General features: G+C 69.6%; 21 protein-coding genes. 12 read left to right on the forward strand and 9 right to left on the reverse strand.

Translation table 11 applies throughout. The annotated features are described in order from the left end of the window. Nucleotides 1-43 precede the first annotated feature (43 nt). Nucleotides 44-979, reverse strand: a complete 936-nt coding sequence (locus BM424_RS11140) for a coiled-coil domain-containing protein (protein WP_093415980.1) — start codon at nucleotides 977-979, stop codon at nucleotides 44-46. A 271-nt stretch (nucleotides 980-1250) separates the two neighbouring features. Then, nucleotides 1251-1826, reverse strand: a complete 576-nt coding sequence (locus BM424_RS11145) for a TetR/AcrR family transcriptional regulator (RefSeq protein ID WP_093415981.1) — start codon at nucleotides 1824-1826, stop codon at nucleotides 1251-1253. A 30-nt stretch (nucleotides 1827-1856) separates the two neighbouring features. Here BM424_RS11145 and BM424_RS28385 point away from each other — a divergent pair, with 30 nt between their 5' ends. From BM424_RS28385 to BM424_RS11165, 5 genes are all read left to right on the forward strand, one after another. After that, entirely contained in the window at nucleotides 1857-2174 is a 318-nt protein-coding gene (locus BM424_RS28385; protein WP_139274046.1) for a hypothetical protein, read from the forward strand. A gap of 185 nt (nucleotides 2175-2359) precedes the next feature. Further along, nucleotides 2360-3853 carry an aldehyde dehydrogenase family protein gene (locus BM424_RS11150; RefSeq protein ID WP_093415983.1) on the forward strand — a complete coding sequence of 498 codons (1494 nt, stop codon included), beginning with the start codon at nucleotides 2360-2362 and terminating at the stop codon, nucleotides 3851-3853. Between the two features lie 156 nt (nucleotides 3854-4009). Next, complete coding sequence (locus BM424_RS11155; RefSeq protein ID WP_093415985.1) at nucleotides 4010-5554, forward strand: APC family permease; 1545 nt, start codon at nucleotides 4010-4012, stop codon at nucleotides 5552-5554. 18 nt (nucleotides 5555-5572) lie between these two features. Next, a complete protein-coding gene (locus tag BM424_RS11160) occupies nucleotides 5573-7126 on the forward strand; it encodes a GMC family oxidoreductase (RefSeq protein WP_093416931.1) in 1554 nt (517 codons plus the stop codon). A 223-nt stretch (nucleotides 7127-7349) separates the two neighbouring features. Then, nucleotides 7350-8489 carry a benzoate/H(+) symporter BenE family transporter gene (locus BM424_RS11165; protein ID WP_245775769.1) on the forward strand — a complete coding sequence of 380 codons (1140 nt, stop codon included), beginning with the start codon at nucleotides 7350-7352 and terminating at the stop codon, nucleotides 8487-8489. Between the two features lie 34 nt (nucleotides 8490-8523). Here BM424_RS11165 and BM424_RS11170 read toward each other — a convergent pair whose 3' ends face one another. After that, nucleotides 8524-9159 (reverse strand): cyclase, encoded by a 636-nt coding sequence (locus tag BM424_RS11170; protein ID WP_093415988.1) that lies wholly within the window; start codon nucleotides 9157-9159, stop codon nucleotides 8524-8526. Between the two features lie 349 nt (nucleotides 9160-9508). Here BM424_RS11170 and BM424_RS11175 point away from each other — a divergent pair, with 349 nt between their 5' ends. The 7 genes from BM424_RS11175 (at nucleotide 9509) to BM424_RS11205 (ending at nucleotide 16130) form a co-directional block, all read left to right on the forward strand. After that, nucleotides 9509-10189 (forward strand): HAD family hydrolase, encoded by a 681-nt coding sequence (locus BM424_RS11175; RefSeq protein WP_093415989.1) that lies wholly within the window; start codon nucleotides 9509-9511, stop codon nucleotides 10187-10189. Continuing rightward, complete coding sequence (locus tag BM424_RS11180) at nucleotides 10186-11223, forward strand: phosphotransferase family protein (RefSeq protein ID WP_425441998.1); 1038 nt, start codon at nucleotides 10186-10188, stop codon at nucleotides 11221-11223. The genes BM424_RS11175 and BM424_RS11180 overlap by 4 nt, the downstream gene beginning before the upstream one ends. Before the next feature lie 3 nt (nucleotides 11224-11226). Further along, the gene (locus BM424_RS11185; protein ID WP_093415991.1) at nucleotides 11227-12444 is read left to right on the forward strand and encodes an acyl-CoA dehydrogenase family protein; all 1218 of its coding nucleotides are present in this window, start codon (nucleotides 11227-11229) and stop codon (nucleotides 12442-12444) included. A gap of 203 nt (nucleotides 12445-12647) precedes the next feature. Further along, the gene (fabG, locus tag BM424_RS11190) at nucleotides 12648-13403 is read left to right on the forward strand and encodes a 3-oxoacyl-ACP reductase FabG (protein ID WP_217649683.1); all 756 of its coding nucleotides are present in this window, start codon (nucleotides 12648-12650) and stop codon (nucleotides 13401-13403) included. 5 nt (nucleotides 13404-13408) lie between these two features. Continuing rightward, the gene (locus tag BM424_RS11195; protein WP_093416936.1) at nucleotides 13409-14587 is read left to right on the forward strand and encodes an acyl-CoA dehydrogenase family protein; all 1179 of its coding nucleotides are present in this window, start codon (nucleotides 13409-13411) and stop codon (nucleotides 14585-14587) included. Further along, on the forward strand, nucleotides 14584-15681 hold the full coding sequence (locus BM424_RS11200; protein WP_093415994.1) for an acyl-CoA dehydrogenase family protein: 1098 nt from the start codon (nucleotides 14584-14586) through the stop codon (nucleotides 15679-15681). The genes BM424_RS11195 and BM424_RS11200 overlap by 4 nt, the downstream gene beginning before the upstream one ends. Continuing rightward, nucleotides 15678-16130: a MaoC family dehydratase gene (locus BM424_RS11205; protein ID WP_093415995.1), complete on the forward strand. Its 453-nt coding sequence runs from the start codon at nucleotides 15678-15680 to the stop codon at nucleotides 16128-16130. The genes BM424_RS11200 and BM424_RS11205 overlap by 4 nt, the downstream gene beginning before the upstream one ends. Before the next feature lie 385 nt (nucleotides 16131-16515). On the opposite strand, the gene BM424_RS11210 is transcribed toward BM424_RS11205, so the two are convergent. The 6 genes from BM424_RS11210 to BM424_RS11235 form a co-directional block, all read right to left on the reverse strand. Further along, entirely contained in the window at nucleotides 16516-16893 is a 378-nt protein-coding gene (locus BM424_RS11210) for a hypothetical protein (RefSeq protein WP_342742607.1), read from the reverse strand. A gap of 598 nt (nucleotides 16894-17491) precedes the next feature. Further along, nucleotides 17492-19048 carry an AbgT family transporter gene (locus tag BM424_RS11215; RefSeq protein ID WP_093415997.1) on the reverse strand — a complete coding sequence of 519 codons (1557 nt, stop codon included), beginning with the start codon at nucleotides 19046-19048 and terminating at the stop codon, nucleotides 17492-17494. A gap of 95 nt (nucleotides 19049-19143) precedes the next feature. Beyond that, nucleotides 19144-19761, reverse strand: coding sequence for a TetR/AcrR family transcriptional regulator (locus BM424_RS11220; RefSeq protein ID WP_093415998.1), 618 nt, complete (start codon nucleotides 19759-19761; stop codon nucleotides 19144-19146). A 32-nt stretch (nucleotides 19762-19793) separates the two neighbouring features. Continuing rightward, entirely contained in the window at nucleotides 19794-20510 is a 717-nt protein-coding gene (locus tag BM424_RS11225; protein ID WP_093416938.1) for an SDR family oxidoreductase, read from the reverse strand. A gap of 61 nt (nucleotides 20511-20571) precedes the next feature. After that, a complete protein-coding gene (locus BM424_RS11230) occupies nucleotides 20572-21324 on the reverse strand; it encodes an SDR family oxidoreductase (protein ID WP_093415999.1) in 753 nt (250 codons plus the stop codon). A gap of 17 nt (nucleotides 21325-21341) precedes the next feature. After that, nucleotides 21342-23012 (reverse strand): class I adenylate-forming enzyme family protein, encoded by a 1671-nt coding sequence (locus BM424_RS11235; protein WP_245775770.1) that lies wholly within the window; start codon nucleotides 23010-23012, stop codon nucleotides 21342-21344. Nucleotides 23013-23199: the final 187 nt, after the last annotated feature.

A 23199-nucleotide genomic window follows, 5' to 3' on the forward strand; every position in this document is an offset into this window, starting at 1 on the left:
CCCGGGGTGCGCGCGGTTGCGCACCCCGGGTGACGCGGTCACCTCAGACGGTGGCTTCGGCCTCCTGCGGCAGCGTCTCCTCGTCGCGCTGTTTCGGGACCTCCACGTCGGTGTCTCCACTGTGGACAGTGTCGGTCACGTACGCGTCCGAAGCCTCGCTGTCCGAACCGGTCTCGGTGGCCACCAGGAACGGCTCGGCGTTGCCGAGGATCTGCTGCGCGGTGCGCACCTGCTCGGCCAGCTGCTGCCGGGTCTTGAGCATCGTCGCCGCGTACTCGTCGGCGCGCACGATCCGGCGCTCGCCCTCGGCCGTGGCCTCGCGGACGCGGCGCTGCGCCTCCTCGCGGCTGGCCTGCTCGCGCTCGGCGAGGATGCGCATGGCCTCCTCGCGGCGGGCGGACATGGACACCTCGAAGTCGTGTTCCACCTGGACACGGCGCTCTTCGGCCTCGGTGTCGAGCTGCCTGCGCTGCTGCTCGGCCTGCCGGGCCATCTCCTGCACCTCGGAGCGGGTGCGCGCGATCATGTCGTTGCGCTGCTCCTCGGACTGGCGACGCCACTCGTCGGCCTCGGCCACGAGCTTCTCGTAGCGGTTGCGCAGCTCGGCCGCGGCCTGCTCGGAGCGGGCCCACTCGTGCTCGGACGCCGCCTGGGCGCTGGCCACGATCTCCTTGGCCTCGTCCTGCGCGAGCCGGACCATGCGGCGCATGCGGTCGGACAGGGCGTCCATCGAAATGGGCTCCTGCGCCTGCGCGTCGAGCTCGCTCTTGAGCTCCTCGACCTGCGCCCGCGCCTGGTCGAGCTGCGCGGACAGCTCGTTGACCTGGCTTAACGCCGAGTCCCTGTCCTCGGTGACCAGCCGCAGCTCGGCCTCGGTCTGCTGGATGTAGAACTTCACCTGCGAACGGCGGTATCCGTACCAGACGGTGTCGAAATCAGCCTTCAGCGGTACCAGTTCGCGGTCCTCGATGTGCCCCACGGTCTCACCCCACCTGAGTTGATCAATTGTGCTGGGAGCGAGCCACGCCCCGACGCGGCAAGTCCGTGCGCCACCGGTGATTCCTCCGCTGATGCGACCGCCGGGCCGAAACCGACAACCGCGACGACATCACCGAACACCGATGCCACGGATCGCTATGGGTCCATCTTCCTCGCCGAGGCCATTGAGATCAACTGCCCCGATTCCGGTGCAATGCAACGGACATCCGATGTTGACCATCCGGACACCCACCCTGAAATGCCTGTTGGAATCAGGTTTTCGCGCCGGGTTCCAGCATCCGCCGAAAAGTAGTCTCGATTTCGTCTCGGCTCGGCACCGATTCCCGGACGATCCCCTGCAGCTGCCAACCGCAGAACAGCACCGACAGCGCGCGGCCGGTGGTCTCGTCGGTGTAGGAGGCGAACAGCTCGGCCAGCCAGGTGTCCCACTCCTGGCTCACCTGGCGCAAGGCCGGCTTGTGCAGCGCGGCGATGTAGAGCTGGTGCTCGACGGCGGTCTGCGCGCGGGCGTCGCCGAGGTAGTGCAGCACCAGGTCGGTGAGCGCCTCGGCCAGGTCGCAGCCGGGTTCGAGCTCGTCGGCCCACCTGCGCATGTGCTCGACGTCGTCCTCGGCGGCCTGCCGCAGGGCGCTGGCGAGCAGGTCGTCGAGGGTCGCGAAGTAGTAGGTGGTGGAACCGAGCGGGACCCCCGCGGCAGCCGCGACGCTGCGGTGCGTGAGCTTCTCGACGCCGCGTTCGGCGACGACCTCGATCGCGGCGCGCGCGATGCGCTCCCGGCGGTCGGGGTCCTTGCGGCGAGCGGGCGGCGCGGGCTGCGTGGTCGACATGCGCTCGGTGTTCCTCCCCTGTCACAGCGCGTGAACGTCATCGGCATCCGGGTGGTGGGACCGGAGGAACGACCTGGGGCGATCGGCCGATCCGGAGATCCAGCTTGCCACGTCGCGGCCGATACCGATGCGGTCCACGTCACCGGACACACGTTTGACCAGTTCAGAACGCATTTTTCCACGCGTTCCGGCATCGATGACCCGCAGATGATGTACAGATGTACATCAATGGTGTTAGTGTCCTTCCCCGGCAGCGCAGCCAAAGGCTCCGCGCGGCGGAAAGAATTGCGTCGCGCGGAATGGGAGAAAACGCGCCCGGAAGCCACCGAATGGAACACCAGGAGGTGAATTCGAGACCGATGCGTGCCCGAGATGGGCACCATTCGGCGAATTGCTCCGCATCATCGCCCGGTGCGGATTCGCGTGGCGACGAATCGGCGTCCGCCGCATTGTGAACTCGCCGCCGGGGGCGGCGCGTGTTCCACACGCGGATGAGGACGCGGACACACAAGCGACTTTTACGGGGAAGAGCCATGCCGCAAGCAGACAATTCGGCAGCCACGTGCTACATCGACGGCGAGTGGGTCCCGGCCGCCGACGGCCGCACCCGGCAGATCCACTGCCCCGCCGACGGGCAGCTCGCCGCCACCGTCTCCGAGGGCGGTCGCGCCGACGCCGAGCGGGCCATCGCGGCCGCGCGCCGCGTCTTCGACGAGGGCACCTGGTCGACCGGCTCCGCCTGGGAGCGCGGTGACCTGCTGCTGCGCGTCGCCGACATCCTGGTCCGGGACAAGGACGAGTTCGCCCGCGCCGAATCGCTCGACACCGGCAAGCGCCTGGTGGAGAGCGAGTACGACATGGACGACATCGCCGCCTGCTTCCGCTACTTCGGCAAGATCGCCGGCACCGACGCGGGCGCCCTCGTCGACACCGGCACCCCCGACGCGATCAGCCGCGTGCAGTACGAGCCGGTCGGCGTGTGCGGGATGATCACACCCTGGAACTTCCCGCTGCTGCAGGTGGCCTGGAAGGTCGCGCCGGCCATCGCCGCGGGCGACACCTTCGTCCTCAAGCCCAGCGAGCTCACCCCCTCCACCGCGATCCTGCTGATGCGCGCGCTGGACGAGGCCGGTCTGCCCGCCGGGGTCGGAAACCTGGTGCCGGGCACCGGTTCCGAGGTCGGCTCGGTGCTGGCCGAGCACCCCGACGTGGACCTGATCTCGTTCACCGGCGGCCTGCACACCGGCCGCAAGATCTCGGCGATGGCCGCGCCTACGGTCAAGAAGGTCGCGCTGGAGCTGGGCGGCAAGAACCCCAACGTCGTCTTCGCCGACGCCGACTTCGACACCGCCGTGGACTTCGCGCTCACCGCGATCTTCCTGCACTCCGGCCAGGTCTGCTCCGCGGGCGCCCGGCTGATCGTGCAGGACGAGCTGCACGACGCGCTGGTGGACGAGATCGTCCGCCGCGCCGAGCAGATCCGCATCGGCGGCCCCTTCGACGAGGACGCCGAGACCGGCCCGCTGATCTCGGCCGCGCACCTGCAGAAGGTCGACGACTACGTCCAGAAGGCCGTCTCCGAGGGAGCGGTGCTGCGCACCGGCGGCAAGCGCCCCGAAGGCGAGCGCTACGCGAACGGCCACTACTACCTGCCCACCGTCCTCGACGAGGTGAAGCAGGGCAGCTACGCGGTCACCGAGGAATCGTTCGGCCCGGTGCTGACCGTCGAGCGCTTCACCGACGAGGACGACGCGATCCGCATCGCCAACGACACCCACTACGGGCTGGCAGGCGCGGTGTTCACCGGCGACCCGGCCAAGGCGCAGCGGGTGGCCAACCGGCTGCGGCACGGCACCGTCTGGATCAACGACTTCCACCCGTACCTCCCGCAGGCCGAGTGGGGCGGCTTCAAGCAGTCCGGCATCGGACGCGAACTGGGCCGCGCCGGTCTCGGCGAGTACCAGGAGGCCAAGCACGTCTACCAGAACCTGCGGCCCGGTCCGCAGAACTGGTTCTCCGCGAAGTAAGGAAAGGAATCTTGTGTCCGGTGCGGCGGACAGCGTTCCGCCGCACCGCCCGCAAACGCATTGTGGGAAGCGGGATTTCGCGCTAGCAAACAACCAACCCGCGTCGTCGCTCCTGCCTCCCGGCGGGAGGGTGCGGCCGGGGAAGGAGTTCGGGGCATGAGCGCGCCCACCAATCACGACGCCGGGCTCAACGAGTTCGGCTACACCAACAAGCTGAAGAGAAGCCTCGGCAGCTTCCACACCTTCGCCGCAGGCATCAGCTACATCTCGGTGCTCACCGGCGCCTTCCAACTCTCGTACTTCGGCATCGGCTTCGGCGGACCCGCCTACGTGTGGTCCTGGCCGATCGTGTTCCTCGGGCAGTTGCTGGTGGCGTTGAGTTTCGCCGAGCTGGCATCGCGTTACCCGATCGCCGGTTCCATCTACAACTGGGCCAAGAAGCTCGGTGGCCCGCACGTCGGCTGGTTAGCCGGCTGGATGATGCTGCTGGCCTCGATCGTGTCGATCTCGGCCACGGCCCTGGCCTACCAGAACACGCTGCCCCAGATCTGGGCCGGTTTCCAGTTCATCGGGGACGGTTCCGACGCCACCGACTCCGCGGTCAACGCGGTGCTGCTGGCGCTGGTGCTGATCCTGTTCACCACGCTGGTCAACGCCTACGGCGTGAAGCTGATGGCGCAGATCAACTCCACCGGCGTGTTCATCGAGCTGGCCGCCGCGGTGCTGCTGATCATCGCGCTGGCGCTGGTCGTGGTGAACCCGCCGACGGTCATCCTCGACACCAACGGCACCGAATCGGCCTTCGGCGGCAGCTACCTGAGCGCCTTCCTGGTCGCCGGCATCGCCTCCTCGTACGTCATGTACGGCTTCGACACCGCCGCCTCCCTCGGCGAGGAGTCGATCGACCCGCACAAGAACGCCCCGCGCGCCATCCTGCGCGCGCTGATCGCCTCGTTCGTGCTCGGCGGCCTGATCCTGCTGTTCGGCATGATGGCCACCCGCGACTTCAACGCCCCGGAGCTGGCGGAGTCCGGTCTGCAGTTCGTGCTCAGCGACGCGCTCGGCCCGTTCGTCGGCCGGCTGTTCCTGCTGGCGATCTTCGTGGCGATCACCGTGTGCGTGCTGGCGGTGCACACCGCCGCGATCCGCATCATGTTCGCGATGGCCCGCGACAACGCGCTTCCCGCGGGCAAGCTGCTGGCCCGGGTGAGCCCGCGCTTCCAGACCCCGGTGCTGCCCGCGGTGTTCATCGGCGTGGTCGCGATCGTGCTGCTGCTGGTCAACATCGGCCAGCCGCAGATCTTCACCGCGATCACCTCGCTGGCGATCATCCTGATCTACATCTCCTACCTGCTGGTCACGATCCCGATGCTGGTGGCGCGCCTGCGCGGGACGTGGAAGCCGGTCAAGGAGAAGGGCCGGTTCAGCCTCGGCAAGCTGGGCCTGCCGATCAACGTCCTGGCCGTGCTGTGGGGCCTGGGCATGTCGATCAACCTGGCCTGGCCTCGCACCGAGGTCTACAACGCCGAGCCCCCGTACCACTGGTACCTGCAGTACAGCTCGGTGCTGTTCGTCGGGATCGCGGCGGTGGCCGGTTTCGCCTACTACTGGTTCGTCCAGCGGCACAAGGTGGGTGTTCTCGCCGACCACGCGTCGTCCGAGAAGGACACCGCGGGCGACGAGACCACGTCCCTCGTCTGAGTTCGGAAAGGAATGACCATGACCGATCAGTTCGACTACGTCGTGGTGGGCGGCGGCAGCGCCGGTGCGGCGGTCGCGGCACGGCTGTCGGAGGACCCCGGCACCACCGTGTGCCTGCTCGAAGCCGGCCCGTCCGACGTCGGCGACAGCAACGTCCTCGAGCTCAAGAAGTGGATGGCGCTGCTGGAGTCCGGCTACGACTGGGACTACCTCATCGAGCCGCAGGAGAACGGCAACTCCTTCATGCGCCACGCCCGCGCCCGGGTGCTCGGCGGCTGCTCCTCGCACAACTCCTGCATCGCGTTCTGGGCTCCGGCCGAGGACCTCGACGAGTGGGAGTCGATGGGCCTGCCCGGCTGGGGCTCGAAGGACATGTTCCCGCTGTACAAGCGGCTGGAGACCAACGACGGACCGGGTGAGCACCACGGCCGCTCCGGCCCGGTGACCATCCGCTCGGTCCCGCCGAAGGACCCGACCGGTGTGGCGCTGCTGGAGGCCTGCAAGCAGCAGGGCATCCCGACCACCGAGTTCAACTCCGGCACGACGGTCACCCACGGCGCCAACTGGTTCCAGATCAACGCCAAGCAGGACGGCACCCGCTCCTCGTCGTCGGTGTCCTACCTGCACCCGATCATGGACCGGCCGAACCTGGAGATCCGCACCAACGCCTGGGCCAAGAAGGTCACCTTCGACGGCACCCGCGCCACCGGTGTGGAGTACCTCAGCGACGACCTGATCCACTCCAAGACGGTCACCGCCCGCAAGGAGGTCGTGCTCTCCACCGGCGCGATCGACACGCCGAAGCTGCTGATGCTCTCGGGCATCGGCCCGGCCGAGCACCTGCGCGAGTTCGGCATCGACGTGCTGGTCGACTCCCCCGGCGTCGGCTCCACCCTGGAGGACCACCCCGAGGGCGTGATCAGCTGGGAGGCCAAGAAGCCGATGGTGGAGGACTCCACCCAGTGGTGGGAGATCGGCATCTTCACCCGCACCGAGGACGGCCTGGACCGCCCGGACCTGATGTTCCACTACGGTTCGGTGCCGTTCGACATGCACACCGTGCGGCAGGGCTACCCGACCTCGGAGAACGCCTTCTGCCTGACCCCGAACGTCACCCGCGCCCGCTCGACCGGCACGGTTCGGTTGCGCAGCAAGGACTTCCGGGACAAGGCCAAGGTGGACCCGAAGTACTTCACCGACCCGGACGGTCACGACATCCGCGTCATGACCGAGGGCATCAAGCTGGCCCGCAAGATCGTCGCGCAGTCGGCGATGCAGGAGTGGGCCGGCGAGGAGCTCTTCCCCGGCAAGGACGTGCAGACCGACGACGAGATCGCCGACTACATCAAGCGCACCCACAACACCGTCTACCACCCGGCCGGTTCGGTGAAGATGGGTGCGGCCGACGACGAGTCGAAGCCGCTGGACCCGCGGCTGCGCGTCAAGGGCGTGCAGGGCCTGCGCGTCGCCGACGCCTCGGTGATGCCGTTCCTGGTGGCGGTCAACCCGAACATCACTACCATGGCCATCGGCGAGAAGTGCTCGGACATGCTCAAGCAGGACAACGCCTGAGCCGGGCGGGCGTCCTCCCCCACCGAGGACGCCCGCCCGCGGACCCCGGACCGCCCCGAACGCGTCCGGGATCCGGTGATGAGAACCCCTCCGGTCCCCCGTCCCGGAGGGGTTTTCGTTTTCCTGAACACAGTTCGCCCCGCTGCGGGCGGTCGCGATGCGATCGTGGTCGTTCGCCGAGAGAACGGACGGGGTTGTGCGGTCAGAGCAGCGGGTTCGGATGATGCCGGTCTCCACCCTGGTCTCCGGGTTCATCACGACGCTGGTGGGCGTGGTGAGCTCGGCGGCCATCGTCTTCTCCGCCGCGCAGGCGCTGGGGGCGTCGCCCGCCGAGATCTCCTCGTGGATCTTCGCGCTGGGCATCGGGATCGGCGTCGTCTCGATCGCGCTGTCGTGGCGCACCCGCGCTCCGATCGTGCTGGCCTGGTCGACGCCGGGCGCGGCCCTGCTGGCCGCCAGCGGCCACGGGCTGTCGATGCCGGAGGCCGTCGGCGCGTTCCTGCTGGCCGCGGTGCTGTCGCTGCTGGTGGGCGTGACCGGGTTGTTCGAGCGGGCGGTGAACCTCATCCCGCCCGCGATCGCCGCCGCGCTGCTGGGCGGTGTGCTGCTGCGCTTCGGCCTCGACCTGTTCACCACGATGCGCGAGCAGTTCGCGCTGGTGGCGGTGATGCTGGCCGGGTACCTGCTGGCCAAGCGGTTCCTGCCGCGCTACGCGGTGCTGGTCGCGCTGGTGCTGGGCGTGGCCGGGACGGCGCTGGCCGGCACCCTGCGGGCCGGGGAGGTCGACCTGGCCCTGGCGACGCCGGTGTGGACGTGGCCGGAGTTCTCGGTGCACTCGGTGGTGGGCATCGCGATCCCGCTGTTCGTCATCACCATGACCTCGCAGAACCTGCCCGGCGTCGTGACGCTGCGGGCGCACGGCTACACCACGCCGATCTCGCCGGTGCTGTCCTGGACCGGGTTGGCGAACGTGCTGCTGGCCCCGCTGGGCTGCTTCGGCATCAACCTCGCGGCGATCACGGCCGCGCTGGCGATGGGCGAGGAGGCCCACGAGGACCCGGCGCAGCGCTACAAGGCCGCGATCACCTCGGGCGCGCTGTACCTGCTCATCGCGGTGTTCGGGGCGACGCTGGCGAGCCTGATCGCCGCGTTCCCGGGTGCGCTGATCGCCGCGCTGGCCGGGATCGGCCTGCTGGACACCATCGGCGGCTCGCTGGCCAAGGCCACCGCCGAGGCCGAGGACCGGACGGCCGCGCTGATCGCGTTCCTGGTCACCGCCTCGGGCATCACGGCCTTCGGCATCGCCTCGGTCTTCTGGGGCCTGGTCGCGGGCGTCCTCGCGCACCTGATCACCCGCAGGTGAGCGGCGGGGACATCGCCCCCGCCGCTCCCGCCGGTCAGCCGATGGTCGTCGTGGTCAGGGTCGGGTTCGGGTTGGGGAAGCACGCCGACGGGACGTCGACGTCGCCGACCACCGAGGACACCACGGCGGTGAAGGTCAGACCCGGGTCCTCGTAGCTGCTGCCGGCCAGCTTCGTCTCGATCGTGCCGGACTCACCGGCGGTGAGGTGCACGGTGATGGTGGGCAGCTCGAACTCGCTGTCGCCGGCGATCGGGCCGTCGAGGTGCAGCGTGGCCACGCCGTCGGCGACGTCGATGGTCGGCGCGGCGTCGCCGAGGCCCGAGCCGCCCTCCAGGTCGGCCGAGACGTAGGTGGAGTTGGCCGGGATCGGGATCTTGAGGTCGAAGCCGCCGACCTCCTTGACGGTGTTGCCGTTGACCTCGCCCGGGATGGTGTTCACGGCCGGGTCGACGACGACGTCGAACGCGGCCCCGGGGGCGACGGTCTCGGGCGCGGTGACGTCGGTGCTCTGCTGCAGGCTGAACTGCTGCGCGCCGAGCGGCGAGTCACCGGAGCAGTCGAAGTTGACGTCGAAGGGCGCGGCCGCGGCCTGCGGGACGACGGCGAGCGCCGCACCGGCGGCGAAGGCGGCCGCGATGGCGGCGCGCTTTCCACTGAGGACGGACTTCATTGGCCTCTCCTGCACGTTCGTGGGAATTCGAAAAGTGCTGGCCGCGCGGCGGATTCGAAACCTACCGACGGGTTAAAAGCCCGGTCAACGACGACGTTTTTGCCGGAGTTACCACCTTTGACCCACCGTCACCGCGCTCGGCCGGACGAGGCCGCGCAACCGCCGTCCCGACGAGGACCACCACCCCTCGATCACACCACCGATCCGGATGAACCGGACACCCGCGAACGCGGCGTGAGCGCCGTGCGGCCGTTCGGGCGACCGCGACATCACCCCGGCGCCTTGACGCCACGCGGACGCCCGAACTGGGGCTAGCGCGACATACCGTCTAGTCGGTACGGTCCAGTTCATGGGTTCCAGTGTCGCCAACCCGGCCGTGCGCGCGGTCGTCTTCGACTACGGAGGTGTGCTCACCACACCCACCCGCGACTCGATCAACGCCTGGCTGACCGAGGAGCGCATCCGCCCGGAGCTGTTCTCCGCCGCGCTCAAGGAGTGGCTGTCGCGCAACGCGCCCGAGGGCACGCCCGTGCACCGGCTGGAGACCGGCGAACTCGACGCCGCCGGCTTCAACGAGGCGATGGCCGCCCGCCTGCGCACCCTCGACGACCAGCCGGTCTCCCCCGATGACCTGCTCGGACGGCTCTTCGGGCGGATGCGGCCCGAACCGGCCATGCTGACGCTGGTGCGGGACCTGCGGGAACGCGGGATCCGCACCGCACTGCTGTCCAACAGCTGGGGGAACATCGACGCCTACCCGTGGGAGCAGCTGGCGGGGCTGTTCGACTCCACCGTCCTCTCCGGCGAGGTCGGGCTGCGCAAGCCCGACCCCCGCATCTACCGGATGAGCCTGGACGCGCTCGGCCTCGACCCCGAGCAGACCGCCTTCGTCGACGACGGCGCTCCCAACGTCGACGCCGCCCGCGAACTGGGCATGCACGCCGTGCTGCACACCGGCCCGGCCGACACCCGAACCCGGCTGGCGGAGCTGCTGCCCGCCGGTTCCGTACCGCAAGAGGAGATCAGGTGAACGCACCAGAGCCCGACGAGCTGCCCGGACTCGACCTCCACCGGCTGCGGGCCTACCTCGACGTCGAGATGCCCGGCATGGTCACCGGCGAGCTCACCGGTGAGCTGGTGCAGGGCGGCCGCTCCAACCTGACCTACATCGTCGGCGACGGCGTCCGGCAGTGGGTCGTGCGCCGCCCGCCGCTCGGGCACGTGCTGGCCACCGCGCACGACATGAGCCGCGAGCACCGGATGCTCACCGCCCTGGCCGACACCGCCGTGCCCGTGCCCCGGGCCGAGCTGCTGTGCCAGAACGAGGAGGTGCTCGGCGCCCCGTTCTACGTCATGGAGTACGTGCCCGGCGCCGTCTACCGCTCGCCCGAGCAGAGCGAGGCGCTCACCGAGCAGCAGCGCCACGCGCTGTCCTACCAGCTCATGGACGTGCTGGCGGACCTGCACTCCCTCGACCCGGCCTCGGTCGGGCTCGCCGAGTTCGGCCGCCCGGAGGGCTTCCTGGAGCGCCAGGTGCGGCGCTGGACCAAGCAGCTCAAGGCCTCGCACAGCCGCGAGGTCGAGGGCATCGACGCGCTCTCCCAGCAGCTGGCCGCCTCGGTCCCCTCCGGCGGGCCGGTGGGCATCGTGCACGGCGACTACCGGCTGGACAACGTCATCGTCGGCGACGACCAGCAGATCAAGGCCGTGCTCGACTGGGAGATGGCCACCATCGGCGACCCGCTCACCGACCTCGGCCTGCTGGCCGTGTACTGGGAGGGCTTCAGCGGTCTGGCCAACAACCCCATCGCCAAGGGCGTCGGCCCGGAGTACGGCTTCCCCAGCGCGAAGCAGCTCTTCGCGCGCTACGCCGAGCGCAGCCCGCTCGACCTGTCCGATCTGGACTGGTACCTGGCCTTCGGCTACTTCAAGATCGCGGTGATCCTCGAAGGCATCCACTTCCGCTTCATCCAGAACCAGACCGTCGGCGAGGGCTTCGAGCACGTCGGCGGCCTGGTGGCTCCGCTCGTCGCGCAGGGCCTGGCGACCCTCAAGGAGGCATGACAGATGGATTTCGCGTTCGACGCCAAGACCCAACAGCTGCAGGGCGAGCTGCTGGACTTCATGGACTCGCACATCTACCCCGCCGAGCCGGTGTTCCACCAGCAGCTCGACGAGGCCCCCGACCGCTGGTCGGCGCACCCGCCGATCATGGAGGAGCTTAAGGCCGAGGCCAAGCGGCGCGGCCTGTGGAACCTCTTCCTGCCCGGTGAGCACGGCGCGGGCCTGACCAACCTCCAGTACGCCCCGCTGTGCGAGATCATGGGCCGCTCCGGGGCTCTCGCGCCGGAGGCCACCAACTGCGCGGCGCCGGACACCGGGAACATGGAGGTGCTGGCCCAGTTCGGCACCGAGGCGCAGCGCAAGCAGTGGCTGCAGCCGCTGCTCGACGGCGAGATCCGCTCGGCGTTCTGCATGACCGAGCCCGACGTGGCCTCCTCCGACGCCACCAACATCGGCACCCGGATCGTCCGCGACGGCGACCACTACGTCATCAACGGCCGGAAGTGGTTCTCCTCCGGGGCGATGAGCCCGCGCGCCAAGATCCTCATCGTGATGGGCAAGACCGACCCGGACGCCGAGCGGCACCGCCAGCAGAGCCAGGTGCTGGTGCCCAAGGACACCCCCGGCGTCGAGATCAAGCGCAGCATGCACGTCTTCGGCTACGACGACGCCGACCACGGCGGCCACGCCGAGGTCGTGTTCAACGACGTGCGGGTGCCGGTCGAGAACGTCATCTCCGGTGAGGGCGAGGGCTTCGCCATCGCCCAGGCGCGGCTGGGTCCCGGCCGCATCCACCACTGCATGCGCGCGATCGGCATGGCCGAGCGGGCGCTGGAGCTGATGTGCCGGCGCACCTCCGAGCGCGTCGCGTTCGGCAAGCCGCTGGCCGAGCAGGGCGTGGTGCAGCACTGGATCGCCGAGTCCCGCGTCAAGATCGAGCAGGCCCGGCTGCTGGTGCTCAAGACCGCGTGGCTGATGGACACCGTCGGAAACCAGGGCGCGCACACCGAGATCCAGGCGATCAAGGTGGCGGTGCCGGAGATGACCACCTGGGTCATCGACCGCGCCATCCAGGCCCACGGCGGTGGCGGCGTCTCCCAGGAGTTCCCGCTGGCCGCGCTCTACGCCCACGCCCGCACCCTGCACATCGTCGACGGCCCGGACGAGGTCCACCGCCGCTCCCTGGCCCGCCGAGAACTCCGCAAGTACACCAAGAAGTAACCCACCACCCCTCTCCCCCGTTTACCCCGACGAACCCCCGACCCCGGGTGGTGACCCGATTACTCCGGTATTCCGGACGCGGATTACGGCGGTATTCCGCGTCCAACACGGATTACCGCCGTAATCGGTGACCGGATTACTCCGGTATTCCGGTCACCCCGGTCGGGACCGTGACTGAGGAACAGAGCAGCGAGGAGTTGTCCATGACTGAGAGTCGTGTCGCGATCGTGACCGGTGCCGCTCGCGGGATCGGTGCGGCCACCGCGAAGAGGCTGGCCGAGGACGGCTTCGCCGTCGGCGTCATCGACCTTGACGAGAAGCAGTGCGCGGAAACGGTCTCGGCGATCGAGGCCGGCGGCGGCAAGGCGCTGGCCGTGGGGGCCAACGTCGCCGACGCCGAGCAGGTGCAGGCCGCCGTCGACCGGATCGCCTCCGAGCTGGGCGCGCCGACCGTGCTGGTCAACAACGCGGGCGTGCTGCGCGACAACATGCTGTTCAAGATGTCCGAGGACGACTGGGACACCGTCATAAGCGTGCACCTGCGCGGCTCGTTCCTGATGGCCCGCGCGGTCCAGAAGCACATGGTCGAGGCCAAGTGGGGCCGCATCGTCAACCTCTCGTCGACCTCGGCGCTGGGCAACCGCGGCCAGGCCAACTACTCCACCGCCAAGGCCGGTCTGCAGGGCCTGACCAAGACCCTCGCCATCGAGCTCGGCAAGTTCGGCATCACCGCCAACGCCATCGCCCCGGGCTTCATCGCCACCGACATGACCAAGGCGACCGCGGAGCGCGTCGGCATGTCCTTCGAGGACTTCACCACCGCCGCGATCTCGCAGATCCCGGTGGGCCGCGCGGGCGCGCCGGAGGACATCGCCAACACGGTGTCGTTCTTCGCCGACGAGCGGTCCGGTTTCGTCTCCGGCCAGGTCATCTACGTGGCCGGCGGGCCGAAGGCGTGAGCGGCGTGGACGCCACCGAGCTGCGCGGCCGGGTCGAGGAGTTCCTGGCCGCGCACGACCCGAAGAGCACCGACCGGCTGGAGTTCCTGCGCGCCCGGTTCGACGCCGGGCTGGCGTGGGTGCACTTCCCGGAGGGGCTGGGCGGACTGGGCGCGGCCCGCGAGCTGCAGGCCGACGTCGACGCCGCGTTCGCCGAGGCGGGCGCACCCGACAACCGGCCGCACATGAACGTCATCGGCCTGGGCATGGCCGCGCCGACGATCCTGCGGTTCGGCGACGACGAGCAGCGCCGCCGCTACCTGCGTCCGCTGTGGACCGGTGAGGAGATCTGGTGCCAGCTCTTCAGCGAGCCGGGAGCCGGATCGGACCTCGCGGCGCTGTCCACGCGCGCCGTCAAGGACGGCGACGAGTGGGTCGTGGACGGGCAGAAGGTGTGGACGTCGCTGGCCCACCAGGCGCGCTGGGCGATCCTGGTGACCCGGTCCGATCCGGACCAGCCCAAGCACAAGGGCCTGACCTACTTCATCTGCGACATGACCGCGCCGGGCGTGGAAGTCCGCCCGCTGCGGCAGATCACCGGTGAGGCCGAGTTCAACGAGGTCTTCCTGACCGGGGTGCGCATCCCCGACTCGCAGCGGCTCGGCGAGGTCGGCCAGGGCTGGTCGGTGGCGCTGGGCACGCTGATGAACGAGCGCGTCGCCATCGGCGGCCGCACGCCCCCGCGCGAGAGCGGCCTGATCGGCGCCGCCGCCGAGCAGTGGCGCGAGCACCCGGACAAGCGCACGCCGGGTCTGCACGACCGGCTGCTGGAGCTGTGGGTGGAGGCCGAGGCCGTGCGCCTGACCAGCATCCGGTTGCGCCAGCAGATGGCCGTCGGCGAACCGGGCCCGGAGGGCTCGGCGATCAAGTCGGCCTTCGCCGAGCTCAACCAGCGGCTCACCGGCTACCAGCTGGAGCTGCTGGGCGCGGAGGGCCTGGCCTACGACGACTGGACGTTCCGCCAGCCGGAGTTCGCCGACTTCACCAAGCGCGGCCCCGGATTCCGCTACCTGCGGGCCAAGGGCAACACCATCGAGGGCGGCACGACGGAGATCCTGCGCAACGTCATCGCCGAGCGGATCCTCGGCCTGCCGCCGGAGATCCGCACCGACAAGGACAAGCCGTGGAAGGAGCTGCCGCGATGACGGACCTGCTCTACACCGAGGTCGAGGAGGACCTGCGCTCCGGGGTGCGCCGGGTGCTGCGGGACCGCTGCGACTGGACGGCCGTCCTGGCCCGCGTGGAGACCGACGAGCCCTACGACCTGGACCTGTGGCGCTCGCTGGCCGGCGAGATGGGCCTGGCGGGCCTGCTCGTGCCGGAGGAGCTGGGCGGTGCCGGTGCCACGGCGCGGGAGCTGTCGGTGGTGGCCGAGGAGATCGGCCGCGCCGTGGCCCCGGTCCCGTTCCTGAGCGCGGTGCTGGCGACCGCGACCCTGGTGGGCTGCGGCGAGCGGACCGTGCTGCCGCGGCTGGTGGACGGGTCGGAGGTGGGCACGCTCGCCGTCGGCCTCACCACCGCCCCGCACGCGCCGTTCCCGCGGACCGTCAAGGCCGAGGGCTCGGCGCTGACCGGCCGGGTGTCGGCCGTGGTGGACCTGGAGGTCGCCGACCACGTGGTGGTCCCGGCGGTCGACGCCGACGGGCCGGCGCTGTACCTGGTGGAGGCCGCGGCGGCCACGCGCACGCCGACGACGCCGCTGGACCTGACCCGCCGCTTCGGCACGCTGGAGCTCGACGGCACGCCCGGTCAGCGCATCGCCTCCGGCGCGGAGGCCGAGGCCGCCCTGCACCGGGCGCTGGTCACGGCGGCCGGGATGCTGGCCGCCGAGCAGGTCGGACTCGCCCAGCACTGCCTGGACACCACCGTCGAGTACGGCAAGACCCGCTACCAGTTCGGCAGGCAGATCGGGTCGTTCCAGGCGATCAAGCACCGGCTGGCCGACCTGTGGACCAAGATCAGCATGGCGCGGGCGGTGTCCCGCAACGCCTCCGACGCGCTGGCCTCGGGCAGCGAGGAGGAGCTGGCGGTGGCGATGGCCCAGGCCTACGTCTCCGACCTCGTGGTCCGCGCGGCCGAGGAGCACCTGCAGCTGCACGGCGGCATCGGCATGACCTGGGAGCACCCGGCGCACCTGTACCTGGGGCGCGCGAAGAGCTCGCAGCTCACCTTCGGCATCGCCGAGGTCCACCGGGCCCGGATCGCCGAACTCGTCGACCTTCCCGGAGGAAGCGCATGAAGGTTTTCGCCAGCAAGGACGAGCTCCTGGCGGCCAAGGGCCAGGAGCTCGGCACCAGCGAGTGGTTGACCATCACCCAGGAGCAGGTCAACACCTTCGCCGACGCCACCCACGACCACCAGTGGATCCACGTCGACGTCGACAAGGCCAAGGCGGGGCCGTTCGGCACGCCGATCGCCCACGGGTTCCTGACGCTGAGCCTGCTGCCCAAGCTGAACTCGGAGACCTTCCGGGTCGACAACGTCAAGATGGGCATCAACTACGGCCTCAACAAGGTCCGCTTCCCGTCCCCGGTCCCGGTCGGTTCCCGGGTCCGCTCGACGACCCAGCTCGTCGACGCCACCGAGATCGAAGGCGGCCTGCAGCTCACGGTCAAGGCCGTGGTGGAGATCGAGGGCGCTGAAAAACCCGCCTGCGTCGCGGAATTCCTCTCCCGAGTCCTCCTCTGACACCACAACCGAAGATCGCCTCACGTTTCGGGGTGGGGGAAGTTTTCATGAAAACTTCCCCCACCCCGAAACACATTCACAAACGAAGGTTTTCATGAAAACCTCCCGCCCACCGTCACGGACGACGCGGACCCCACCCCTGGGGATCGAGACCTCGCGACGTCGGGTTTCGTGGGTGGTGGGTGCTGGAGGGGGACAGTTTTAGTGAGAACTGTCGCCGGGTGACGCCCGAAATGTCCGGACAGTTTGGACTAAAACTGTCGCCTGCCCCGCTCCGCACAACCGAGCCTCGAAGCGTCGACCGGGATGTGGCCGGGCGGTGATCCCGGTCGTCATGGGTGGGTGTGGATTTCCACGTCTGGGCCGAAGACTCGGCGAAACCGGGTCACTCGCGCTCGGCCCCATCCGGCCAGACCACGGTGACCGGGATTCCGCGGCGACGAGCCGCCTCGACGACGTCACCGGTACCGCCGTGGCCGCCGGACGGCTTGCCATCCCACACGGCGATCATCGCGTCGACGGAGTTCAGGACGTGCTCGCCGGCGGCCATGTAGGCCTCTCTGTTGGACTCCGGGAACGCCAAGGTGCGGACGGTCGCACTCCTGGCCAGCAGCTCGTCGAACTCCGCAGCGTTGTCCGGCTTGACCTTCCGCTCGCGGTAGTCGGCGGCGGGAAGCACGACTTCGAGCGTTCCACCGGCGTCGAGGACCACCCGAGCGAAAACCTGATCCGCTCCCCTGGCCAGGCAGCTCACACCGATCACCGCATCCCCGCGATGCGCGTCCAGCTCGCGCCCCAACGCCCGATAAACCAGACGACTCGTTTCCGGAGTGAGGTTGGAAGGCCCGGTAATTCCGATACGCACGTGCACTACCTCCCGGCCTCGACCACTCACCCCGCGATCACATCACGAACAGCCGTCCGCACCCCGCTCACGGTTCCGGACCTCGCGAACGACTCCGCCGACCACTTTGACGAACTTCACGGACAGCAGGTAATTCGAGTGAGCAGGATTCCTATCCCGAGCCCCCGTCGGAGACCACAACCGAAGATCACCTCACGTTTCGGGGTGGGGGAAGTTTTCATGAAAACTTCCCCCACCCCGAAACACATTCACAAACCAAGGTTTTCATGAAAACCTCCCTCCCACCGTCACGCGTGAACCCGAACCCCACCGCTGGGGATCGAGACCTCGCGACGTCGGGTTTCGTGGGTGGTGGGTGCTGGAGGGGGACAGTTTTAGTGAAAACTGTCGCCGGGTGACGCCCGAAATGTCCGGACAGTTTGGACTAAAACTGTCGCCTGCCCCGCTCCGCGCAGCCGAGCCGCGAAGCGTCGACCGGGATGTGGTCGGGCGGTCGTCATGGGTGGGTGTGGATTCCCATTCCTGGGCCTAGGGGGAGGTCGAAGGCGTAGAAGATCGTCATGACCAGGGCCCAGAGGAGCCAGAACGGGACGACGAAGGGGACCATGCGGGCGACCAGGGTGCCGATGCCGGCTTCGGGTTCGTAGCGGCGGAGGTAGCCCAGGATGATGATCATGTACGGGTTCAGCGGTGTCATGATCTGCGTGGCCGAGTCGCCGACGCGGAACGCCGCCTGCGCGAAGCCGGGTTCGAAGCCCAGCAGCGCGAACATCGGCACGAACACCGCCGCCATCAGCGTCCACAGGCTCGACCCGGAGATGATGAACAGGTTCAGCACCGACGCCAGCAGCATGAACCCGAGGAACGCCGGATACCCGTCCAGGTTCAGCGACTGCAGCAGGTCGGCACCCGAAACCGCCACCAGCGAACCGAGATTCGTCCAGTTGAACAGCGCGATGAACTGCCCGAGCATGAACGCCAGCACCAGGAACCCGGTCAGGTCGCGCAGCGCCAGCGCCATCAGCCGCGGCACGTCGGCGGCGCGGTTGATCGACCCCGCCTGAGCGCCGTAGGCGATCGCCGGGACGGCGAAGCCGAGGAAGATCAGCGTGGTCACCGAGTCCATCAGCGGTGAGTCCGGCAGGAACCCTCCGTCGGCGTTGGCCAGCGGCGAGTCCGGCCAGAACACCAGCAGCAGCACCAGCGCCGCCGCGATCAGGAACGCCACCCCAGCCCGCACCAGACCGCTCCGCTCGGCGGGTTCGAGCGCGACCTCGAGGTCGGTGTCCTGCTCCCCGTCGACGGCCTCGCGGGACACCCCGCCCCGGACCAGGCGGGGTTCGATGAGCCGGTCGATGAGGAACCCGGCCAGCAGCCCCAGCAGGACCGCGGAGACCGCGTTGAAGTAGTAGTTCGACACCGGCGTGACCAGCGTGCCCGGGTCGGGCAGCGTCTCGGCGACCTTGTTGCTGATCCCGGAGAACAGCGCGTCCAGGCTGGTCACGACGATCGAGGTGGAGTACCCGGCGCCGGTCGCGGCGAACCCGCCCAGCAGGCCCGCGACCGGGTGCCGCCCGGCGGCCTTGAACACCAGCGCCGCCAGCGGCGGGAGGATGATCATCGCCGAGTCGGCCATCACGCTCGCGCTGACGCCGACCAGACCCACCGCGTAGGGCAGCACCGGTCCACGCGCGCTGCCGAAGAACGCCCTGATCAGCGCGGTGAGCATGCCGGTGCGCTCGGCCAGGCCGACCGCGAGCATGATCGTGACGACCGTTTCCAGCGGCGGGAAGCCGATGAAGTTCTCCGGCATCTCGGTGAAGAGGAACTCCAGCCCCTCACCGGTGAACGCGCCGCGGACCGGCGTCGCCTCCGCCGCGCCCGGGATGGTCACGGTGACGCCGAACGCCGCGACCGCCGTGGACACCACGGCCACGACCAGGAACAGCAGTCCGAACAGGATGAACGGTTCGGGGAGCCGGTTGCCGATCCGCTCGATCAGGTTGAGCGCTCGGTCCAGGCGCGAGGTGCGCGCCGCTTCGGTCTCGCTCACGGGTCACTCCCGCCGGCCGGTGACATGCCAGCGGTAGCCAACCGCTCCGGCGCCGAAGCCACAAGCCCCGGCGCCGGAACGAAACAGGACGGAAACTACGGCCGCAGCGAGTCCAGCAGGAGGTCGGCGAAGTGCGCGCCCACCTCCTCACCGGTGAGCTTGCCGTCCTCGCGGAACCAGGTGCCGAGGTGGTGCACCGCGCCGAAGAAGAAGTCCACCACCAGGTCCGCCTGCTTGTCGGTGCGGAACACCCCGCTGGACTGGCCTTCCTCGATCAGCCCGCGCACCCGCTCGTGGTAGCGACGCCGCTCGGCGCGCACCTCGGCCTGCTTGTCGGCGTGCAGCAGGTGCATCGACCGGAAGAAGATGATCGTGTCCTCCAGGTTGGCCGCCGTGGTGGCCACGACGTCCGACGCGGCCGCGTGCAGCCGTTCCCGGACGGGGGAATCGCTGTCGGCCGCGCTCTCCAGCCTGGCCTGCTGGTCGCGCAGCACCCGGGCGTAGATCTCGTAGAGCAGGTCGTCCTTGGAGCCGAAGTAGTGGTACATCGCGCCCTTGGTGACGCCCGCCGCATCGACGATCTGCTGCACCGAGGTGGCTTCGAAGCCCTGCTCGGCGAACAGCCGGGTGGCTACGGCCAGCAATCGCTGGGGTACCGGTTCGGTTCCCGCCTCCGCAGCGGTGGACGTGCGTGCGTTGGCCGACCGCGCCATCGTTCCTCCCTCGTCGATACGTCCCCACAAGCCTAGACGGGTCGTTTCTCGACCTTGCGCTGCAGCTTGCGCATGCCGCCCTGCCAGCGTTCCGGTTGGGCCGCTCGCAACGCGTAGTAGTCGGCGACCTCGGGGTGCGGCAGGATCAGGAACTCCTCGCCGCCCAGCTTCTCGGCGACCATCTCGGCGACGTCGGTGGCCTCGATGGCCGTGGCGCCCATGAGGATCTGCCCGGTCTCGCCGGTGGCCTCCAGCAGCTGGGTGCGCACGCCCTGCGGGCACAGCGCCTGCGCGGTCACGCCCTTGTCCGCGTAGGTGATGTTGAGGTACTCGGCGAAGGCGACCGCGGCGTGCTTGGTCACCGAGTACGGCGCGGAGCCGAGCATGGTGAGCAGTCCGGCGGCCGAGGCGGTGCCGAGGAAGTGGCCCTTGCCGCGCTCCAGCCAGTGCGGCAGGACCGCCCGGGCCGCGCGCACGTGGGACATCACGTTGACCTCCCACGACGCGGCCCAGGCGTCCTCGTCGGCTTCGGGGCCGCCGTTGCGGCCGATGCCGGCGTTGGCGCAGAAGACGTCGATCCGGCCGTGCTCGGCCATCGCCGCCTCGACGAGCGCGTTCACGCCCTGCTCGCCGGCCACGTCACCGGGCACCGCGAGACCGCCCACCTCGTCGGCGACGGACCGCACGGCGTCCGAATCGAGGTCCGCCAGCACGGTTCTCGCGCCGAGCGCGGCGAACTTGCGGGCCATCGCGGCACCGATGCCGTTGCCGGCGCCGGTGATGATCACGACCGAATCGGCGAACTCCACGTCACATACCGCCCTTCAGGGTCGTACCGCCGTCGAGGACCATGATCTGCCCGGTGATCCAGGAGGCCTCCTCGGAGAGCAGGAACGCCGCGGCACCGGAGATGTCGGAGGGAATCCCCAAGCGCCCCAACGGGTATCCGGCGGCGACCTCGGCCTCGTTCTCGGCGTAGAGGGCGGTGGCGAACTTCGTCTTGACCACGGCCGGGGCGATGGCGTTGACCCGCACCTTCGGCGCGAGCTCGACGGCGAGCTCCTGGGTCATGTGCGCCAGCATCGCCTTGGTCGCGCCGTAGAAGCCGATGCCGGGCGCGGGGTTGAGGCCGGCGACCGAGCACACGTTGAGCACCGACCCGCCGTGCTCACCCATCCCGGCCCGGAAGACCTGCTGGGTCCACGACAGCGCCGCGAGCACGTTGACCTGGAAGGTCTTGGCCGCGACCCCGTGGTCGAGGTCGATCATCGGGCCGAAGGCGGGGTTGATGCCGGTGTTGTTGACCAGCACGTCGACCCGGCCGAAGGCCTCCTGGGTCTTGGCGACGACCTCGGCCTGGTGCTCGACGTCGTCGGCCTTGCCCGCGATGCCCAGCGCGTTCTCCTCGCCGAGGCCCTTGACGGCTTCGGCCAGCGGTTCCGGCTTGCGGGCGGTGATGGTCACCTTGGCGCCCTCGGCGACCAGGCGTTCGGCGATGGCGAGCCCGATTCCCCGGCTGGCACCGGTCACGATCGCCACTCGTCCGTCGAAACGCTTGCTCAATGCTTCTTCCTTCCGTGTCACTCGCCGGCTCGCGCCGCGTCGCGCAGCTGCCGGCGCAGGATCTTGCCGGTCGCGGTCTTCGGGAGCTCGTCGAGGATCTCGACGCTCCGCGGGTACTTGTAGGCGGCCAGCTGCCGCTTGCAGTGCTCGACGAGCTCCTCGCCGGTGGCGGAGCTGTCGCGGGCCAGGCTGATGAAGGCCTTCACGGTCTCGCCGCGGTAGGGGTCGGGCACGCCGACGACGGCGGCTTCGCGCACGGCCGGGTGCCCGTAGAGGACGTCCTCGACCTCGCGCGGCCAGACCTTGAAACCCGAGGCGTTGATCATGTCCTTCTTCCGGTCCACCACGTAGAACCAGCCCTGCTCGTCCATGAACCCCACGTCGCCGGTGTGCAGCCGGCCGTCGCGGATGGCCGCGGCGGTCTCGTCGGGCTTGTTCCAGTAGGCCGGGACCACCATCGGTCCCTCGATGACGATCTCACCGACCTCGCCGACGGGCAGGTCGGCACCGTCCTCGTCGACGACCCGCAGCACGGTGTTGTAGGTGGGCACGCCGACGGCGAGGGTGCCGGAGGCGGCGTCGACCGGGGCCTCCTTGCCCAGCGGCACCGAGGTGGCGGTGGCGCTGGTCTCGGTGAGGCCGTAGCCGTTGCGGATGTAGAGGCCGAAGCGCTCCCGGAAGGACTCCACCACCGCCGAGGGCAGCGGGGCACCGCCGGAGTGCACCATCTTCAGCGAGGCGAAGTGCTCGGGCGTGACCTCGGCGTGGTTCATCAGCGCCATGTAGGCGGTGGAGGGCCCGACCATGAACGCGGGCCGGTGCTCGGCCAGGGCGTCGAGCACGACGCCGGGTTCGAAGCGGTAGGCCATGTCGAGCTGGCGCCCGGCGGCCAGCGCGGCGGCGAACTGCACGACCAGGCCGGTGATGTGGAACAGCGGCGCCAGCGCGAAGATCCCGCCCGGGGTGTCCTCGTCCAGCCGCAGGGCCGTGCCCTCGGCGTTGAACACGATGTTGCCGTGGGTGTTGGTGGCGCCCTTGGGGACTCCGCTGGTGCCCGAGGTGTAGACCAGCAGCGCGATGTCGGAGGACGACTGCGCGACCTCGGGCGGGCGTTCGCCGGAGTGCGCGCGGGCGACCGCGAGCAGGTCGACGGTCCCGGCCGCGGGCTTGCGCTCGGTCTTGGCGAACAGCCGGGGGTCGTTGCGGGTCTGCAGGTCGAGCTCGCTGGTGGTGACCGCGATGTCGATGCCCAGGGCGGTGGCGACGCCACCGACGACGTCGTGCCAGCCCAGCTCGGAGGCGATCACGGCCTTCGGCCGGGCGTCGCCGAGGATCTTGGTGAGCTCGTGGACCCGGTACATCGGGTTGAGCGGGACGACGATGGCCCCGATCTTCCACCCGGCGAGCACCGCGATCGCGAACTGCGGCACGTTCTGCAGGTAGACCGCGACCCGGTCGCCGGGGTTCACGCCGCTGTCGGCGAGGTGGCGGGCGAGGCCGTTGCTGAGGTCGTCGAGCTCGGCGAAGGTCAGCCGACCGTCGAAGTAGGTCAGGGCGAGCCCGTCGGGGTTCGTGCGGACCGCGTCGGCGAACAGCTCGACCATCGTGGCGTGCCGCGGCTCGATCTCGGCGGGGAGCTCGCCCTCGTAGAGCTTCAGCCACGGCCGTTCGTCGTACACGCTGCCCAACGCGCCACCTCCACAGTGAGACCGACCAGTCGGTACGTCCAGTCAACGACCCATCGCCGCCCCCGTCAAGAGGCGATCCGCCGACACTTCGCAGTCGGCCGATGCCACCTGGCGGGCGATCAAGGACACGGACGCCGGACCGGGGTGAATCCGGTCAGAGCAACCTCATCGTCACCATCTGCAACAT

Origin of the sequence: Saccharopolyspora flava, assembly GCF_900116135.1 — a bacterium.
Lineage (GTDB): Bacteria > Actinomycetota > Actinomycetes > Mycobacteriales > Pseudonocardiaceae > Saccharopolyspora > Saccharopolyspora flava.

Excerpts from the sequence above, each read along its gene's own strand:
- BM424_RS11145 (WP_093415981.1), bottom strand. The coding sequence starts at position 1,826 with ATGTCGACCACGCAGCCCGCGCCGCCCGCTCGCCGCAAGGACCCCGAC.
- BM424_RS11150 (WP_093415983.1), top strand. The coding sequence starts at position 2,360 with ATGCCGCAAGCAGACAATTCGGCAGCCACGTGCTACATCGACGGCGAG.
- BM424_RS11155 (WP_093415985.1), top strand. The coding sequence starts at position 4,010 with ATGAGCGCGCCCACCAATCACGACGCCGGGCTCAACGAGTTCGGCTAC.
- BM424_RS11160 (WP_093416931.1), top strand. The coding sequence starts at position 5,573 with ATGACCGATCAGTTCGACTACGTCGTGGTGGGCGGCGGCAGCGCCGGT.
- BM424_RS11165 (WP_245775769.1), top strand. The coding sequence starts at position 7,350 with ATGCCGGTCTCCACCCTGGTCTCCGGGTTCATCACGACGCTGGTGGGC.
- BM424_RS11170 (WP_093415988.1), bottom strand. The coding sequence starts at position 9,159 with ATGAAGTCCGTCCTCAGTGGAAAGCGCGCCGCCATCGCGGCCGCCTTC.
- BM424_RS11175 (WP_093415989.1), top strand. The coding sequence starts at position 9,509 with ATGGGTTCCAGTGTCGCCAACCCGGCCGTGCGCGCGGTCGTCTTCGAC.
- BM424_RS11185 (WP_093415991.1), top strand. The coding sequence starts at position 11,227 with ATGGATTTCGCGTTCGACGCCAAGACCCAACAGCTGCAGGGCGAGCTG.
- fabG (WP_217649683.1), top strand. The coding sequence starts at position 12,648 with ATGACTGAGAGTCGTGTCGCGATCGTGACCGGTGCCGCTCGCGGGATC.
- BM424_RS11200 (WP_093415994.1), top strand. The coding sequence starts at position 14,584 with ATGACGGACCTGCTCTACACCGAGGTCGAGGAGGACCTGCGCTCCGGG.
- BM424_RS11205 (WP_093415995.1), top strand. The coding sequence starts at position 15,678 with ATGAAGGTTTTCGCCAGCAAGGACGAGCTCCTGGCGGCCAAGGGCCAG.
- BM424_RS11220 (WP_093415998.1), bottom strand. The coding sequence starts at position 19,761 with ATGGCGCGGTCGGCCAACGCACGCACGTCCACCGCTGCGGAGGCGGGA.
- BM424_RS11225 (WP_093416938.1), bottom strand. The coding sequence starts at position 20,510 with ATGGCCCGCAAGTTCGCCGCGCTCGGCGCGAGAACCGTGCTGGCGGAC.